At 60.1% G+C, this 17818-nt stretch carries 9 protein-coding genes; all 9 read right to left on the bottom strand.

The window, feature by feature from the left end:
- Positions 1–350: 350 nt before the first annotated feature.
- A complete protein-coding gene (locus LUTJ29_RS18580) occupies positions 351–857 on the bottom strand; it encodes a hypothetical protein (protein ID WP_144774636.1) in 507 nt (168 codons plus the stop codon).
- Between the two features lie 17 nt (positions 858–874).
- Positions 875–2545, bottom strand: coding sequence for a class I SAM-dependent methyltransferase (locus tag LUTJ29_RS18575; protein WP_144774637.1), 1671 nt, complete (start codon positions 2543–2545; stop codon positions 875–877).
- Positions 2520–6791 carry a CDP-glycerol glycerophosphotransferase family protein gene (locus tag LUTJ29_RS18305; RefSeq protein WP_186442010.1) on the bottom strand — a complete coding sequence of 1424 codons (4272 nt, stop codon included), beginning with the start codon at positions 6789–6791 and terminating at the stop codon, positions 2520–2522. The genes LUTJ29_RS18575 and LUTJ29_RS18305 overlap by 26 nt, the downstream gene beginning before the upstream one ends.
- Positions 6792–6968: 177 nt before the next feature.
- Positions 6969–7280 (bottom strand): glycerol-3-phosphate cytidylyltransferase, encoded by a 312-nt coding sequence (locus tag LUTJ29_RS15910; RefSeq protein WP_343122684.1) that lies wholly within the window; start codon positions 7278–7280, stop codon positions 6969–6971.
- Positions 7273–8664, bottom strand: a complete 1392-nt coding sequence (locus LUTJ29_RS18300) for a class I SAM-dependent methyltransferase (protein WP_084524565.1) — start codon at positions 8662–8664, stop codon at positions 7273–7275. The genes LUTJ29_RS15910 and LUTJ29_RS18300 overlap by 8 nt, the downstream gene beginning before the upstream one ends.
- A gap of 45 nt (positions 8665–8709) precedes the next feature.
- Positions 8710–13032, bottom strand: coding sequence for a CDP-glycerol glycerophosphotransferase family protein (locus tag LUTJ29_RS18295; RefSeq protein ID WP_084524563.1), 4323 nt, complete (start codon positions 13030–13032; stop codon positions 8710–8712).
- On the bottom strand, positions 13032–13454 hold the full coding sequence (tagD, locus tag LUTJ29_RS0102885; RefSeq protein ID WP_027071230.1) for a glycerol-3-phosphate cytidylyltransferase: 423 nt from the start codon (positions 13452–13454) through the stop codon (positions 13032–13034). Before tagD ends, LUTJ29_RS18295 begins: the two co-directional genes overlap by 1 nt.
- On the bottom strand, positions 13451–16441 hold the full coding sequence (locus LUTJ29_RS0102880) for a CDP-glycerol glycerophosphotransferase family protein (protein ID WP_027071229.1): 2991 nt from the start codon (positions 16439–16441) through the stop codon (positions 13451–13453). The genes tagD and LUTJ29_RS0102880 overlap by 4 nt, the downstream gene beginning before the upstream one ends.
- Positions 16438–17817, bottom strand: a complete 1380-nt coding sequence (locus tag LUTJ29_RS17975; RefSeq protein WP_051322621.1) for a methyltransferase domain-containing protein — start codon at positions 17815–17817, stop codon at positions 16438–16440. Before LUTJ29_RS17975 ends, LUTJ29_RS0102880 begins: the two co-directional genes overlap by 4 nt.
- Between the last annotated feature and the right edge of the window lies 1 nt (position 17818).

The following is a 17818-nucleotide window of genomic DNA, read 5'->3' as shown; positions in this document are numbered from 1 at the left end:
TCCATCGGCGACGTCCACACGACCCGCCCCCTGACCGCCGACATCACCGAGGAGCAGACCCGCTTCTTCGGCCTGAAGCGCGAGTGCGGGCTGCATTTCGAGGAGGAGGCGTTGTCGGGGCTTTGAGTCTCCCTTCCTCCGACTACGTGGTGATGACCTGAGTATGGAACTTGTAGCCAATCAGGCAGTGAGTCCGGGGTGAATGGTATCGGGTTCCGACCAGTTCCGGCGAACGGTCGCCGGGGGTTTGTAGCCATGGGCGCTGTGCGGCCGCTGCCCGAGAGCGATCACGACAGCGTCGGGACCAGCCACTTCCAGAATTCACATGCGTTTCCGGAAAGAAAGCGGGCTCAATTCTTGCTGCTGGAACCAGCGTCGTCGCGAATCCGCCAACTGATCCACACGGTGCCACGGGCATCTGGGCTCTGAAGCTTCCGATTGCCTGCCGGCCGCACGTCGACATACACGGGCACATTCCCCCGTCGAATCAGCGTGAAGGCAAGTCTTCCTTCTTCGTCAGCCATAGGAGCCTTGCGCGGCTTGTACCCCCCCTTCTCGAAACCACGAACAATCAGGTCAGCTACCCCCTTCTCATCGCCCCCGAGGAACTCGAGCATCAACCCGCGACGTGTTTCGCCTCCATCCTCCCGAGTGTAGAGGCGCTCACTCGTAATAACATAAGGGAATTCCAGCTCTACTTTAGGGGGCAAGAGCACCGAGACAAAGCGTCGAGAGAAATCGTCGACTGCACCCGGCTCCTTGACCGAACTATCGTCCCTCGCGCCGCCCCCTCCATCACTGGAACAACCCGCAACCAAGATCATCGAAGCGATAGCAGCTAGCTTGAGAAGCTTCATGAACGTTTCCTGTGATTTCATTTCCCAATCGACCTCTGAGCAATGACGCGATACAGAACGGGATCCTCGCCCTTGAATGGGGACAGACCCCTTCCCTCCTCCTCGTGAAGGACAGCGAATCCATACGTTTCGCGCAGCGCCGCCCCGAACGCCTTGCCATTCTGATAGCGCCGGTAATGCCCACCATAGACTTTGGGGGTCTCGGCATCCTCCTCCGTTCGGAACTCAGCTGCGAAAAAGTCCCCCTCACGACTCACGTCCGAGATCGCATTCATGAGTCCGGTCTGCACCTCCTCCGTTACGGAGTGGAGGAAGAATCGAAGGTAGTACAACAGCGGCCCGTCGTTCGCGGCCTTCCTCGCCTCCGCGATGGCCACGCGCACTGCACTGATGTCGGCGACATCCACGGCCATGAAGGACAGCTTCGCTTCAAGACCACCCTTCTCAGCCTTCTCGTTCGCGTGTCGGATGCCCACATGTGAACGATCAATACCAATAGCTCGGAACCCTTTCCTGGCGAAGGCAAAAGTGTCACGCCCATCGCCACATCCAATGTCGACTACCGTACGCGGCACGTCATCTCTCCCAGAGACTGCCTCAAAGAAGGTTGACCCTGCGGCGAGTTCGTTCCTCGCGTAGAAGTTTGCCCAATAGACCTCTTCCGAGTACGAGAGTGGAGTCCATCCCTCCTTCGCGCGCCGCGTGCGCGCACGATCCCAATTGAAACCAGCGATAGGTGTCCGCCAGGAACTTCCATAGATGTGCTCAACGAGCATCTCCGCATCCACGGGCGCCCGCACAGGATGACCAGCCAACTCTGCATCCATGACTCCTCGCCATGACGCTTCACTGATCACGCCCGTCCCCGCGATACCGAATGGAAACGATAGCTCTCCGCTCTCGTTAAAGAACAAATCGAACAGGTCGATCCTTACACGGTGATCACTTGGATCATGAACGTGCAGCGCCGTGCGCCTACATTCGACATCAAATCCTGCGTCGATAAGCGTGAACGCTATGTCGCGCAATTCTGCGGCAGCAGAAGGCCCATCGCGATGACGGGAGACATAAGCTGCATCGAAGTCGATATCGTGCCCAATGAACCCGTTCTCTCGGACAAGTCCCAGCAGAGTTCCGTAGATCACGAAGGCATCGTAACCATGCTTCTCCCGGACGACCATGGCCACCCTGTGGTAGAGGCCAAGCACGGACGATTGCCATTTCAAATCCAATTTCTTCGATAGCTGGAGGCGACCAACCTGACTGAACACGTGGCCACGCTCGAGGAGTGAGCGCAGTTCCTCAAGACTGCGCGTTCCTCCTCCGCGGCCCGGTCGCTTGAATGTGCCCTTCCGCGAGATCGGCAGAGGGCGACCACTGACACGTACTGTGACCCTGTCGGCACGCGTACAGAACTGCCAGATGTCCTTGAGAAAGATGCGAAACCCCCGCGTCGTGCGGCTTGTGTTGTGACGCGAAGGTTCGTCAGCCCAGGTGGATGCGACTTCCAAATCGTTGACCCAGAGCGACACTTTCACCGGGAAATCCGCTTCCTCGGCCTCAACCCAGCCGATGACGTAGCGCTGCTCGAACTCCTCTACCATCCCGATCGGCAGAGCGTTCCCCGTTCTCGATGGCCCGGCCCCGACTGAATGTTCTTCATTAGTCACAGTCTTGATCTCGCTCATGCAGGAAGGCCTCGGTTCCGTTGTTCAGAGGGGATTCCAGGAGAACAGCGGGCGAGCGGCCAACGATCTCGCGATAGAACGAGTGGATCGCACGTCTCTGATGCTCTTCCGGGTCAAAATGGCCGGCGGGCACGCAGCCGGCAAGAAAGCTCTTCAGTCCAACGGTCATCCCGTCGATGCTGTTGTCCACTAGGAGACCGTATCCGTAGGGCTTCAGCAAGTCGCGGTTGCCGTCAACGTCTGTGGCCACTACTGGCACCCCCAAAGTCATCGCCTCAAGCAGAACCATCGGCTGGCCTTCGTGGTTCGACGACATGACGAGGCAGTCGCAGGCTGCGAGGATGGGGAAGGGGTTGGATCTGGGGCCACCGATCAGCACGGCGTCTGTGACTCCCAGCTCCGAGACAAGCTGCTCGATGTCCTGTCGAAGGGGGCCATCTCCGATGATAACCAGCACACTCTCCGGATGCGACTTCCGCACCGCCGCAAAGGCGCGTATCAGCTTCGCATGGTCCTTCTCTGGAGAAAGACGCCCAAGCGAGAGAAATGAGGTCTTGCCCTTAATCCATTCCGCGATGTCCCCGTCGAGGGGCGCCTCCGCCTTGCTTCTGATCCGGCCAACATCAATCGGATTCTCACAGCACTGGAACCTATCCCCTGGAATCTGGAACGCCTCAGATAGATTCGACCTATTCACTTCGCACAGCTGCTTTGATACCGACACGAGCACATCGTACTTCTTGAGCATCGCGAAGACCCCGAGAAGATTAGGGAATCTGATGGTCATCTCCGCATGCATGTCGCTATGCATGTAAATAGCCTTTCGAACGCCATTCGGTGCCGCAGCCAACAGGGAAGTCCAGAAAATGCTGTAGCCGTCAAAGTTGACGACCGCATCAAATCGCGCTCCCCCGAACAGCCTGAGGAACTCCTTCTCGTACATATCCATGTAACGCTCGATCATCCTTTCACTAGGGAGGCAGTAGCGCTGGGTCATCAGATGACGAAGCCACAACTCCTCGGGATCTGCAACCACGATGCCCGTGCGTGCCAGCACTTTGACATCCCTCGGCATCATGGAGAATCGCTCTAGCTTCTCCTGCGCACTCGACACTGCACCTGGATCGATAGCGACTGTGACGGACAGGCTATCGTGATCCAAACTGCCGAGGAGATTCAGCGCGGACGCTGTGATTCCTTGCGGCGGGAATGCGCCTACGTACATGAGAATGGATGGCTGAGTTCTTTCATATCGTCTCGTTACAAACGCCGAAGAGTCTTTGAAGAAGAAGTCAACAACCCTCTTCGTCGCTTGACCATCCTCGAACGGACAAAAGCATGCAAGGGCCCGTGAGTGCATTTCGTGCTGAACCGTCGAGTCCAACGCCTGCCGGATAGCCTCGGCGACCTGCCCAACGCTTGTGCACACTCGCCCCGGGAGCTCTCCCATACTGAAGTACAGACCTCGCTGCTCTTCGTACTCCTCTAGGTCATAAGCGTAGAATATGATGGGCCGCCCTGTCGGCAGGAAGTCGAAGAAGATGCTCGAGTAATCTGTGACCAGCACGTCCGTTATTGCCAGCAGATCACATGTATCTACCCGCTGCGGCACGACCTTCACCGGAATATCGAGACTCTTGAGCTTCTCCGCTACGCTATAGTGTCCGCGGAACAGTAGCTCGCATTGATCAATGGACATGCCCTCCAGATCTGCAAGGATACGGTCCACCTCCACTTCTCCGCTCCCGAACGTTCCGCGCCATGTCGGGGCGTAAAGAACGACCGGAACTGCACCCTGTATTCCAAGCTCCGCCCGAAGAGACGCCCTTTCCTCCTCTGTAGAATTAATTAGCCTGTCGAGTCTCGGATACCCCGTCTCGGCAATCAGCCCCGTGAATGTTCCCGCTATATCTGCCCCCTTGATCAACACGTCGCTGGTGTGACGGTTCGGGCTAATGACGTGGGTACAGTGCAATAGGTTCCTAGCGGAGTTCGCCCTCTCCATGAAGGTTCCCTTGATGTCCTTCATTAGAGTCTTGAGCGGCGTCCCATGCCAGGTATTTAGGTATCGCTGTTGCGGCCTCCGGATGAACCATGAAGGGAATGTCGCATTGTTGATGAGATGGCTCGCGGTTGCCAGGTACCGCAGATAGAGATCCGAGTTCTTCAGCACAACGATGATGTTCGGAATCGTTCGGAAGTACTCTGGGATCTCTGCGGCCTCGTTCACCACCCACACGTGCGTCCAATCAGCGAATTCGGGCGCGGACTTGACGTACTCGAACACCGCCAGCGGGTTGTCACTAATCGACAGACCGCCATAGCTCTCGTACAAGATCGTCCGCGGGGTCACCGGCAAGCACTCACGATACTCGTTGTAGTGCACCAATCTTCTTTGGTGATCGCTCTTCATGTACCTGCGAGCATCAATCCCGACAGGTCGTCGAACGACTACCATCTCTAGGAACGCTTCGCAGGCCTCAACTGGCCGCCCCGCTTTCCACAGCACAATGCCCAACCTGTGGTACAAGTCAGGGTCGTGCTTGTTCTGCCTCCGGCAGGCCTCCCAGTAGCAGGCAGCTGCGTGGCTCCATTCACCCGCGAGCTCGCACTGACGCCCTCGCATCAAGTGCGTCTGTGGATCCAGCAAGTTGGGTCGACCAATTGAACGAATCCCTTCCGGAAAAGCGAGCTTCGCACGATACTTCTCTGGGAGAACATCCACGAGCGAGGCTTGTCTGCGAACCTGCGCAAAGTTGGCGCATGCCTCCTCATGACGGCCACAATGGCGAAGCACATATCCTCTTCTGTAGTGCCAATAGGACGCGTCGCCCACGCCGAGTGCAATCGCCGCGCCGTACGCATCGGCGGCATCCTCAAATCGGTGCAGCCGCTCAAGAGTCAATCCGAACGCGCAATGCCAGCGTGCAGCGTCTGGTTGCAATGCAATGGCGCTCCTGAACGCATCGCAGGCCCGTTCCCATTCCATGCAGCGGTCGCGGGCCACCCCGAGTCGATACCAAAGCTCAGGATTCAGTGGAGACTCGGAGATGCGCGTCTCGTAAGCCCGCGCAGCCTCTGGCCAGTACTCCCGTTGCTCGTGAAATACGCCCTCTCCCAACCTGCTGGCGCCAAGCGATTCATCGAGCGCCGTCGCCTGGGCATAGGATGATCGCGCACCATCGGTGTCCCCAGCGCACTCCAACACGTATCCCAAGCGGTAATGCCACATCGAGTTGGACGGCACAGAGCTTATCGCACGCCGATATGCATCTGCAGCCAGTGGGTATCGACCCATTCTTTCCTGCATGGTTCCGAGACGGTAGAACCACGTGGCACGCATCGGATCCAATGTGGTGGCGTTCACAAGGTACTCAGCGGCCTGCCACCATTTCCCTTGCCGCTCCAGGACGTCGGCGAGTCTGCTATGGGTCTTTGCATTGCGCCAATTGAACGCTAGAGCTGACCGAAGTGCCTGCTCGGCCAGAGACCAGCTGCCAAGTCGACTCAGCACCGAAGCCAAACGAAGGGCGGACAGTTCGCTGGGCAACCCCCTCGCCAATGCGTTCGAACACCTCTCAATTAGATCAACCTTCTCGTCGTGTGGGACATCCCCCACGCCGTACGCATGCAGCTGTTCCCGCCGCCCCACTTTCAGATAGTGGGTCAGGGGATTGACGTCGACTTGCTCTGTCCCCACCAGGTGTTTTGCCCAGTAGCGCCCCATATCGAATCGTGGCGACGGATCCCGCAGCTCCTTGCCCCCATAGCGGCAGAAATGGACGAGGGGATTCATCCCCGACTTTGCTACATCCGGATTGCTCGAAAGGTAGTACTCCGTCGAAAAGTACGGAGACGGATCCTTCAGATCCTTGGCGCCTTTCGTGAGGTAGTGCTGGATCGGGTCCTCACCTCTTAGCGCCAAGAGCGGATTTCTGGCGTAGTAGAAGTCGATGTCGAAGATTCCACTGTCAAGAATGACGCGGCTCGCCGTCTCACTATTGTGCGAGGCCAGCCGGCGGGAACCGTCGGCCGCACTTGAGCCAACCTTTTCGAAACCTGTTGGCTGCACCGGTGATATCTGGCGCCCCTCTTCCCGACCAAACTGGCAATAGTGTCTTAGAGGATTGATTCCAGAACGGCGAACATCGGGGTTCAACTCCAAGTACAGCTGCGTGTCGAAGTCAGCGCTTGGATTCCTCCCCTCTGCCGCACCGTAGCGGACGTAATGCTCCAGCGGATCCATTCCGCTCTTGGCAACATCCCCGTACGTCGCCAAGTAATAGTTGCGATCAAATAAACCGGCTTCGGATATGACCCTTGTATCTTCAATCCATGGCTGCCGCCGGATGCGCGCGCGGGCATGCGAGGCGAAGACACTCAACTTGCCCATGATCAGTCGGACTGCACTCTTGCTATCCATTCAGGAGGCCCCAAGTGATCGTTTGATCTCAGTGGAAGATATTGACTCGGTTCGGGCAAGGTATACCACCTCGCAGTACTCGGATAGAAAGTCGAACTTACCCTCCCAGTCGTCACCCATCACGAATACCGACGCACCGTATCGCTGGATGTCGTCGACCATCTGTTCCCATGAGTTCTCCGGAAACACCTCATCGACGTACCGGATCGACTCGAGCACCGCCTTCCGGTTCTCGTAGTTCAGCAGCGACGACTTGTGCTTGCCCTGGTTGAATTCGTCCGTGGACAGACCCACCACCAGCCGGTCACCCAACGCCCGCGCCCGGCGCAAGGTAGTACAGCAGCGGCCCGTCATTGGCGATCCGACGGGCCTCGGAGATCGCGGAGCCCAGGGCCGTGACGTCTGCGACATCCATCTCATGGAACGTCAAGGAAGAGGTCAGGCCGCTCGTGCGTGCCTTTTCGCCGGCTTGCCGGATACCCACGTGAGAGCGGTCGATGCCGATAACGCGGAATCCACGCCGAGCGAAAGCGAACGTATCGCGTCCGTCTCCGCAGCCAACGTCGATTACCGTCCGAGGGAGATCGTCTCTTCCGGACACCAGCTCGAAGAACGTGGACCCTGTCCCAAGCTCGTTCCTAGCATAGAAGTTCGCCCAATAGACTTCTTCAGAATAGGCGAGCGGCGTCCATCCTTCCCTTGCTCGCCTAGTTCGCGCCCGATCCCAGTTGGACCCGGCAATCGGCGTTCTCCAAGCACCCCCGTAGATATGCTCCGCGAGCCTCTCTGCGTCCACGGGCACTCGAACCTGACGACCCGCCAGATTAGCGCTTGTGAGCCCCCTCCACTCGTCTCTGGTTATAACGGTAGTGCCGGCTATCCCAAAGGGAAACGACAACTCCCCTTGATCGTTGAAGTAGATGTCGAAGAGATCGATCCGCACGCTGCTATCTTCAGGGTCGTGAACATGCAATGCCGTACGACGACACTCCACATCGAAGCCCGCGTCGATCAGGGTAAACGCAATATCTCGCAACTCCGCCGCCGCCGACGGCCCATCACGATGCCGCGATACATATGCAGCATCAAAATCAATGTCGTGCCCGATGAAGGTCCCCTCACGCACCAGGCCCAGTAGAGTTCCGTATACCACGAACGGCTCATATCCGTGCTTATCAAGCACTATCAAAGATACCTTTCGGTACAGCCCCAAGACCGATTCCTGCCACTCTTTGTCAAGCTTCTTGGAAAGCTGTAGCCGCCCCATTTGACTAAAAACGTGACCGCCCTCGAGCAACGACCTTAGCTCCTCCAGCGTACGCTGTCCGCCACCTCGGCCCGGCCGCTTGTAAGTCCCCTTCTTAGCTATTGGGATGGGCCGCCCCGCAATACGCACAGTCACCAAGTCTGAGCGTTTACAGAATTGCCATATATCCTTCAGAAAAATTCGGAATCCACGAACAGTTCGGGTCGAGTTATGTTGACAAGGCTCGTCCGCCCAAGTCGCAGCCACCTCAAGATCATTAATCCACAGCGAAACCCGAACTGGAAATTCAGCATCGTCAGCCTCGACCCAGCCCACGATATGCCGTGGCTCGAACTCCTCTACCATTGCTATCGGCATCACCGGCTCGCTACCTAACAGAGACGGCGAACCTCTACCCACGATGCTTTCTGACACTTCTGTTTGATTCATTGAAAGGAAAACTCCGTGCAGAACCGGTGAGTCGACTGAACTGAACTATTGCGGACGCGCGAGAACCCGCTGAAAAGAACCTAAAACCCGTCTCTGATACGCTTCGCTATCAAACCTGCCCTTCGGAACGTCACCATGCAAGAACGCGAGCATGCCTTCCGCTACACCGCTCTCGCTGTTCTCCACTAGCAATCCGTATCCGTTTGGAGACAGAATCCCGCGATTCCCTTCGATATCCGTAGCTACCACTGGAACTCCAAGGGCCATCGCCTCTAGAATCACCATCGGCTGGCCCTCATGGTTGGAGGACATCACCAGACAGTCGCACGCGGCGAGGATCGGGAAAGGATTCAGCCGCGCGCCCGCCATGAATACTGAATCTTGGAGATTGAGCTGCAGTATCAACTGCTCAATATCTTGCCGGATGGGGCCATCCCCCACTATCAACAATACCGCACTCTCATCGGATGAAATGACGCTTGCGAATGCACGCAAGAGCTTAGCGTGATCCTTCTCCGGGGACAGGCGCCCCAGCGCAAGAAAGGCTGTTCGACCACGAACGAAGCCCACGACATCCTGGTCAAGCGGGGCCAACGCCTTCACTTGAACCGATTCGATATCGATTGCGTTCTCGCAGAACATAAACTTGTTTGCATCGAGTCCAAAGTGCTGGACCAAGCTAGCTCTGTTCACATCGCGCAACCGCTCGGATACGGCGACAAAGCAGTCGTACAGCGAGAACATCGAGAAAAGTCCTTGCAGGCTCGGGAACTTTAGCGTGTACTCCGCATACATATCGCTATGCATGTACATCACTTTTCTCGTTTCACTTGACCCACCCACACCTAGCAACGACGCCCAGAAGATCGAGTATCCATCAAAGTCAATAATCGCGTCGAACCGAGCGCTTCCGAAGGCTCTCTCAAACTCACGCCGACAGGACCGCAAATAAACATCTCGCATTCTTTCGTTAGGCAGAGAATGGCGGCGATTCATGATGCCGCGAACCCAGCGTTCTTCCGCGCTGTCTACCAACGCACCCGTGCGTCCCACTACCCGCGTCTCGCTCGGCATCATGCCAAAGCGCTCCAGTCTCTCGGGCGCACTGGCAACAGCTCCTGGATCCACCACCACCGTAACAACATCCTGCGTGGTATCGATGATTCCCAGGAGATTCAAAGCAGATGTCGTGATTCCCTGAGGCGGAAACGCCCCGGCGTACATCAGGACTGAAGTACGCTCGTCTCTATACCGACCAACCATATGCTCGGTGTCATCGCGAAGAAAGAAGTCCACGACCCGCTGAGCTGCCCGGCCATCTTCGTATGGACAGAACTTCTCAGCAGCACGTGCGTATTCCTCCGCAACGCCCCCGATCTGGCTGATCGCCTCCTTGATGACGCCGGATATTCGAAGTGGATCCGTACACAGGATCCCGGGAAGCTCCGCCATGTCGAGATACAGCCCACGATGCTCTGCATACTCGCTGAGATCGTAGGCGTAATAGACGATCGGGCGACCTCGCGGCAGGAAGTCGAAGAAGATACTCGAGTAGTCGGTAACCAGCACGTCCGTGATCGAAAGAACGTCGCAACTTTCTATCGACTGAGGAACAACTTTGACCGGCAAGGCAAGACTATCTAGCTTCGCGGCCACGGTATAATGGCCTCGAAAGAGGATCTGGCAGTCAACTTCGGACATTCGCTCCAGATCGGAAATTACGCGCTCAACTTCTATGTCGCCGCTTCCGAATCTACCGCGCCACGTCGGCGCATACAGCACAACCGGCAGATCTGACGTCAGGCCAAGTCTCTGACGCAAGCGATTCCTCGAGCCCTCCGTCGCATTGATCATCCGATCTATACGCGGATAGCCTGTCTCTGCAATGTGCCCGGAGAAAATGCTGGCGACGTCACCCCCTCGCAGCAGCACGTCACTAGTATGCTGGTTTGGGCTAATCAGATGAGTACACTGCAAGAGGTTTCGAGCGCTGTTAGTTCGCTCCATGAAGCTTCCGCGAATGTCCTTCATGAGTGTTTTAAGCGGCGTACCGTGCCAAGTATTGAGGTACCGCTGCTCCGGCCTGCGAATGAACCACGAGGGAAACGTGGAGTTGTTGACCAAATGGCTTGCGGTCGCGAGATAGCGCAGATAAAGGTCCGACCCTCTTACAGCCAAGGCAACATTGGGCAGAGTTCGTAGCCATTCCGGAATTGGGGTGTCTTCGGAGACGACCCAAACATGCATCCAGTTGACGCCCTCCCCCTCAAGCATGCGCTCAAACACCGCAAGGGGATTATCACTTATCGACAGACCTGCGAAACTTTCGTAAAGAATTGTTCCCTTTCGGACTGGCAGACAATCCCGATACTCGCTGTAAGCCATCAACATCTTCTGATGCGGGTCCATGGAGTAGCGACGACTATCTATCCCCAAGGGGCGGCGCAGAATTACGGTCTCAGTAAAGGCTTGACAAGCCCGCTGATACGATCCCAATCGCGACAGCGCATGCCCCAGGAGCCAGTAAAGCGACGGGTCATGCGTGCTCTCTCGCAGCACGGCGCCTGAGTACGCGTCTGCCGCATCGACCCAACGCTCCGCGTACTCGTACTGGCGCGCCAGTAGTACGTAGCGGCGCGCGTCGGTGCGATCCTCTGCGAGCAGGGACTCTGCAAACTTAGGATTGGATATGCGCTTGCGGTGACCAGCTGGCAACAGTTCGAACTTCAACCCATCCGGCATGCCGCCCAAGAATGCTTCGCTCGCTGCCTTGAATTCGCCCGCCGCGGTCAGAACGTAGCCACGACGATAGTGCCAGTACGGCACTGGCTTGCTTGAAAGGATGATCGCAGCCTCATAAGCCTCTGCCGCAGCAAGCCAGTTGCGCTGTCTTTCTAAAACGTAACCGAGCCGGTAGTGCCAGTAAGCTGCGTCGGGCTTCAACGCGACCGCTTTCTCAAACGCCGCGCATGCGGCCTCCCACTCGAAACAGCGGTCATTGGCCAACCCGAGCCTGTACCAGATTTCCGGATCAGTCGGAACACGACGGGCCCACGCCTCATAGGCATCGCGCGCCTCTGGCCAATACTCTCGAAGCTGGTGGAAAACGCCTTCCCCTAGGCGTCCCGCAGAATGCTTGCGGTCAAGCTGCATAGCCTGCTCGTAGCTCGAACGACTAGCGTCAACCTCACCAGCCTGCTCCAGTGCATACCCCAACCTGTAATGCCAAAGGGGATTCCGAGAACCCTCGCCAATGGCGGCTCGATATGCATCGACTGCCAGTGCGTACCGCTTCATCTTCTCCTGCGCTTCCCCAAGCCTGAAGTACCACTCGGGATGGCGCGAATCGAGATTCGTAGCGATAGCGAGAGACTCAGCAGCTTGCCACCATCGGCCTTGACGCTCGAAAGCTTCAGCCAGGCGAGCGTGTGCCTTCGGCTCCCTCCAGTTGAACCCTAGCACGATGCGCCAAGCCTTCTCGACTAAAGGCCATTTCCTCAGGCGCGTCAGAATCTTCGCCAGGCGCCGCGCCACCAGCTCCGAAGCCACGCCCTGCTCCAATGCCCACTGGCAACGCTCCAGTAACCGCTGGGAAAGCTCCTTGGATGGTGCCGCAACAGGAAAGACCTCGAGACCGAGCCGGCCGCCAGCATCCCTATAATGCGACAGAGGATCGCCTTCTGCGTCAACGGTTCCAATTAAATGTAGAGCCCAATAGATGCCCATATCAAAATCGGGCGACGGATCACGGAGTTCCTTCCACCCGTGACGGCAAAAATGGGCTAACGGATTTACACCGGCGTGCGCAACATCGGAGTTCTCCGACAGATAATATTCCGTGCTGAACCGGGCACTGGGGTCGAACCCTGCAGCAGCCCCCACGCGCAGATAGTGATCCAGGGGATCAAGCCCGCTTTCGGCAACATGCGGGTACTTTGCGATGTAGAACCTCGCATCGAACAGCCCTGAGCGCTCTATGCTGGATCGAGCGACGTCCTCCCCTGTGGCCGCCGACGGCGCCGTCGGCGCGGGCACGTCGCCCTGCGGAGGGAACGGCAGCCGCCCTTCACTTACGCCGAATTCGCAAAAATGCCTCAGTGGACTCATCCCGGACGCCAGAACATCGGGGTTGGATTCAACGTAATAGCGAGTATCGAACGATGCGCTAGGCTGACGCAGCTCCGCCTCGCCAAAGCGGAGATAATGCTCCAACGCGTCAATTCCACTAGCCGCAACATCAGGGTTTTCCGAGAGATAGTAAGCCGGATCAAACAGCCCAGAGGCCGCGATGAAAGCGGCGTCTTCTCTCCACAACTCGCTTGCCCGAGTCCTGCGGTGGAAGAGGAATGATTTCACCACGCTGAGCATCAACCCCCCCTTTCATTACCACGGTGGACGTTGGAACCATCAGCAATCGACTGCTTAATTTCCGTTGTGGATATGTCCTCTGTCCGGGGCAAATAGACCACTTGGCAGTGTTCGGAAAGGAAGTCGAACCTCCCTTCCCAGTCGTTACCCATCACAAAGATGGAAGCGCCATACTTTCGGATGTCATTCACCTTCTGTTCCCATGTATGTTCGGGAAACACTTCGTCCACATACCGGATCGACTCGAGCACCGCCTTCCGGTTCTCGTAGTTCAGCAGTGACGACTTGTGCTTTCCCTGGTTGAATTCGTCCGTGGACAGACCCACCACCAGCCGGTCACCCAACGCCCGCGCCCGGCGCAGGAGGTTGATGTGGCCGACATGGAGGATGTCGAACGTGCCGTAGGTGATGACTGTCTTCATTTCCTCTCCATGGTGCCGACCGGTGGCATGCCGAGTCCTTCGCAGTCGCTCAGTTGCTTGACCCGCTCGACCACTCGCGCGGCGTTGCGGTCGTCCACGTGGTCGAAGAACAGGCGCCGTTTCCAGGCAAGCGCCGCCCGTTCCACGTCGTTCGGCGGATCGAACAGGGATTCGAGGGCGTTGGCAAGCTCATCGAACGAGCGGCACACCGGGCCCGGGAACACGAAATCCAGGTCGTAGAAGGCGCCGCGCTCGACGCCGAGGTAGCGGTCGTGGTCGTAGGCGAAGCTCACCGCGGGCTTTCCGGTGAGCATGTAGTCGATGAAGCAGCTGGAGTAGTCCGTGATGAGCGCGGACGACGCGCGGTACAGCATCTCCACGTTCGGGAATCGCGCGTCCGACAGGTCCAGCGGCCCCAGGCCAGACAGCTGGCTGGAGTAGGTCCGCGCCTCGTCGGCCATGTGCTCGCGCACGCCCAGCACCGCCTCGTGGCGCTCCAGCCAGCCGCGCAGGAACCGTTTCTGCTCGTCGGTGAACCGGTAATAGGCGTCTTCCTGGTCGTTGCGGAAGGTGGGCATGAACAGCACGAGGCGGCGCCCGGCCAGCAATTCCTCGAGCATGGCCAGCTGCGCGCGCATGTCGGCCGGGAGGCGTTCGACGTCGCGCAGGATGAAGTCGTTCCGCGGAAGTCCGGTGTTCCAGACCTCGTTGATCGAAAGCGGGTAGAACGCCGAGGCCATCGCCATGGTGTCCACCTTCGACGAACTGATCACCGCCCTGCAGCGCAGGTGCTGGTCCGCGATCCGGTCGAGCCGACCCTGCATGTCCTCGGAGGCGTAGCCGATCCGCTTGAACGGAATGCCGTGCCAGAGGTTGATGATGTTGTGCAGGTCGCTCGCGACCGGGTACACGAGGTTCCGCGTCGGGCTGTGCTTGATGAAGATGTTGCCGGCCCGCATCAGGCGATGCTGCCCGAGCGGGCTCTTCAGCGGCAGGACCTCGACGTTGATGCCGTCCACTTCGACCGGTCTGTCGAGCGTCAGCACGATCTTGCGGATGCGCGGATCGTCCTTGACTTCCTCGAATACCGCCCGTTCGTTGCCCGAGAACACGTGGCTGAACGCGCAGACCGGGAACGCCCACCAGTCCTCGTACTTGGGCGCGAGACGGTCGGCGGCGGCGAACGCCTCGCCTTCCAGGACCTCGTCGGCCGGCGGCGCGTCATCGGGGAGGCGCGACGTCCCGAGGAAGAGGTTGGTGCGGAGCCGTTCCGGATCCACCACGCGATCGAGGTTGCGCTGGATCGTCTCGATGTCCGCCCCGGGGACCTTCTGCAGCACCCGCTCCGCCCAGCGGTAGAGGCGCGGGACGGCATAGTGATTCTCCGACAGCAGGTAGCGCTTGAGCAGCGGGAAGCCTTCGTCGAGTAGCCGGAAGTACCAGTTGGTGTAGACCGGATGGAAGGGATACAGCGCGCCGATGAACGTGTCGAACGCGTGGCCGCGCGCGATCAGGTGCCGGGTCAGGCCGATCTCGTACTTCAGGATCAGGTTGCGCTTGGAGGCCTGTGGCGCGATGCCGTCGATCAACCTGCGGAACGCGGCGTCCTCCAGCACCGGTCTCCGGTAGGCGACGAAATAGGAGCCGACGAGGAAGTCGTAGGTGTACTCGCGCTCGAAGCTCTCGAGCATGCCGGCGCGCACGGTGTCCATCGGGATCGGCATGCGGAAGCGGTTGGAGGCCTTGCGGCGCGTCGCGGCGATTCCCTTCGTCGCCTGCAGGCCCCACCAGTCGCACGGCCTGGCGTCCATGCGCGCGAATACGTCGTCCAGGCCGCGCAGCAGGTAGCAGCTGTCGTTGACGAACAGCAGTTCGTCGTAGCCACCGATGGCGTCCCATCCGATCCTGGCCACGAGCTCGGAGTACGACCCGAAATCGTACTTGCCGTGGCGCTCGGCCCAGGCGCCCTTGACGTAGGGCGCCAGGCGCTCGAGCTGCCCCGGCTGCATCTCGCCGTCGGCCATGTAGTAGACGTCGGCGAAGCGCGCCAGTTCCCGCACGTAGGCGACCACGTAATCGTCCACCAGTCCGTCGCGGTCGTATCCGGCGAACAGGCACAGGCGCCGCACCGGCCGATCGGCCGGATGACGGTGGCCGGTGCCCGGCAGTTGCGCCACCGCGCGCGGCGGCCGCGGCTGGTGCCCGAGCGCCAGCCCCTCGGCCACGAAGTGCGACAGCGGGTTGATGCGCTCGGACGCCGGATCGAGATAGCTGGCCCAGTACCACCAGACGTCGAATTCGCGGCTGGGGTTGCGAAGCTCCTTCCAGCCCATCTCCACGAAGTGGTACAGCGGGTTGACGCCGTCGCGGGCAACGTCGGGGTTATTGCGCAGGTAATAGCGGGTATCGAACCACTCCGAAGGATTGCGCCCCTCGGCTGCGCCATGGGCCAGGTAGTGTTCCAGCGGGTCCTGGCCGCCTGCCGCCACGTCGGGGTGGCATGCGAGGTAGAACGCGTCGTCGAACAGCCCCGCGTTGCGGATGGCCTCGACGACCGGGTCGCGCACCGGCCGTACTTCGAGCCCGCGTGCGCGGCCCTCGGTCAGGTAGTGCACGAGCGGGTTGACCTGTCCGCCGGCGCCGGCCAGGTGCGTCTGCAGGTACCAGTCGACGTCGAACTCGCGCGAAGGATGGCGCGATTCCTTCCAGCCCTGGGCGCAGAAATGCAGCAACGGGTTGATGCCCGCCTCGGCGACGTCGGGGTTCCGGTCGAGGTACCAGCCCGTGTCGAAGTAGTCGCAGGGCCGCCGGCCCTCCCTGGCGCCGCTGGTCGCGTAGTGCAGCACCGGATCGATCCCGGCCGCAGCCACGTCCGGGTAGCGCCGCAGGTATCCCTCGCGGTCGAAGATGCCCAGCCGCTCGATGGCGGCCACGTCCGGATGCCGGGCGACCCCGGGGCGGCGCCGGAACCAGGCGGCCGGGTTCATCGCGACGCTCCCCCGCCAAGCGCATGGGTGGGCACGCCCGAGACCAGCACGTGGCTCTTGCCGGCGACCACCTGGAAGTGGCGGTCGAGTTCGGCGGTGCTGGCGATCCCCGGCTCGTCGACCAGCAGCCGGTAACCGACCAGCGCGTGCGGCAGGCCCAGGTGGCGCTGGACGTCGGGTCGCAGCTGGCGCTCGAAGGCCTCGATCCGCAACGTCCGCCTGCCGATGCGCACCGAGAAGACGCGCGGCAGCGCGCCGGCCTCGTCGATCGCCCAGCCGCGGATGGACAGTCGGCCATCCTCCATCCCGATCTCGTCGACGTGTCCGGCCACCGGCCCCCGGTACGGAGGCGGCGCCGCCCCCTCGCCCGCCGCCAGCGACAGGTAGAACGCCTCGGCCTGCTCCGCGACCCGGGCGGCGGGCATCGGCGCGGGCCCCGAACGCTGCCAGTCCAGGTGCACCGGCAGGTAACCGCGGGCCCGCAGCAACTGGGCGATCTTCCCGTGGTGCTCGGCCGGCACGTAGGCATCGATGGCGACGTCCTCGCCTTCGTGTCCCTCGAGCCACAGCGCGACCAGGTCCCCGGCCATGTCCTGCTCGAACAGTCGCCGCACCACCGCATCGATGCGGTAGGGCGAATAGTGCGCGTCGAGCAGCGACTTCAGCGCGGCGCCGGCAGGCGCCTTGCCCTTCGCCGCCAGGCTCAGCGCCTGGTCGCCCGACACCACCGCCACGCCCGCCTTCGGGAACAGGCCCGAGGCCAGGCTGCTCTTGCCATAGCCCGGCGGCTGCATGAGCAGGTACGCCACCGGCCGCCGCCGGCTGACGTGGACCACGTGGCGCGGCACCGGATCGCCGGCCTGGACGACGCTGGGGCCCATCCATTTCCACGCGTATCCGGCCAGCACCTGCCGCAGCATCGGCATGCTCGGGAACAGGCGATGGTCGATGCCGCGCTTGACCCGGCGCCACTCGGCCTTGCGCGAGGACACGATGCCCAGTTCGAGCACCAGCACGCCGTCGTCGGTCAGGCGCTCGACCAGCGCCTGGATCAGCGCGGGCTGGTCGTCGGCATAGTGCAGCGCGGACGCGAGCAGGATCACGTCGAAGCGTTCGTCCGGGAGGTGGCTCCAGTCCTGTTCGCGGAACTCGCAGCCCGGGAAGCGCTTGCGCGCGCGCTCCACGAACGCCGCCGACTGGTCGATGCCGAGCACCCGCCCAGCGCCCTGGAAATGGGCGAAGCCGCAGAAGAAGCCCTCGTTGCAGCCCACGTCCAGGAACGCCTTGCCCGCCAGTTCCGGAAGGTGCAGCGCCTTGAGCTTGTCGAGGGTGAGCGAGTCGCCCACCGCGTCCGGGAAGGTCTGGTACTGGGCCATG

Source organism: Luteimonas sp. J29, assembly GCF_000472505.1.
Classification (GTDB): domain Bacteria; phylum Pseudomonadota; class Gammaproteobacteria; order Xanthomonadales; family Xanthomonadaceae; genus Luteimonas.
Note: the sequence above shows the minus strand (reverse complement) of the source record. Positions and strands in the feature narration are given on the sequence as shown.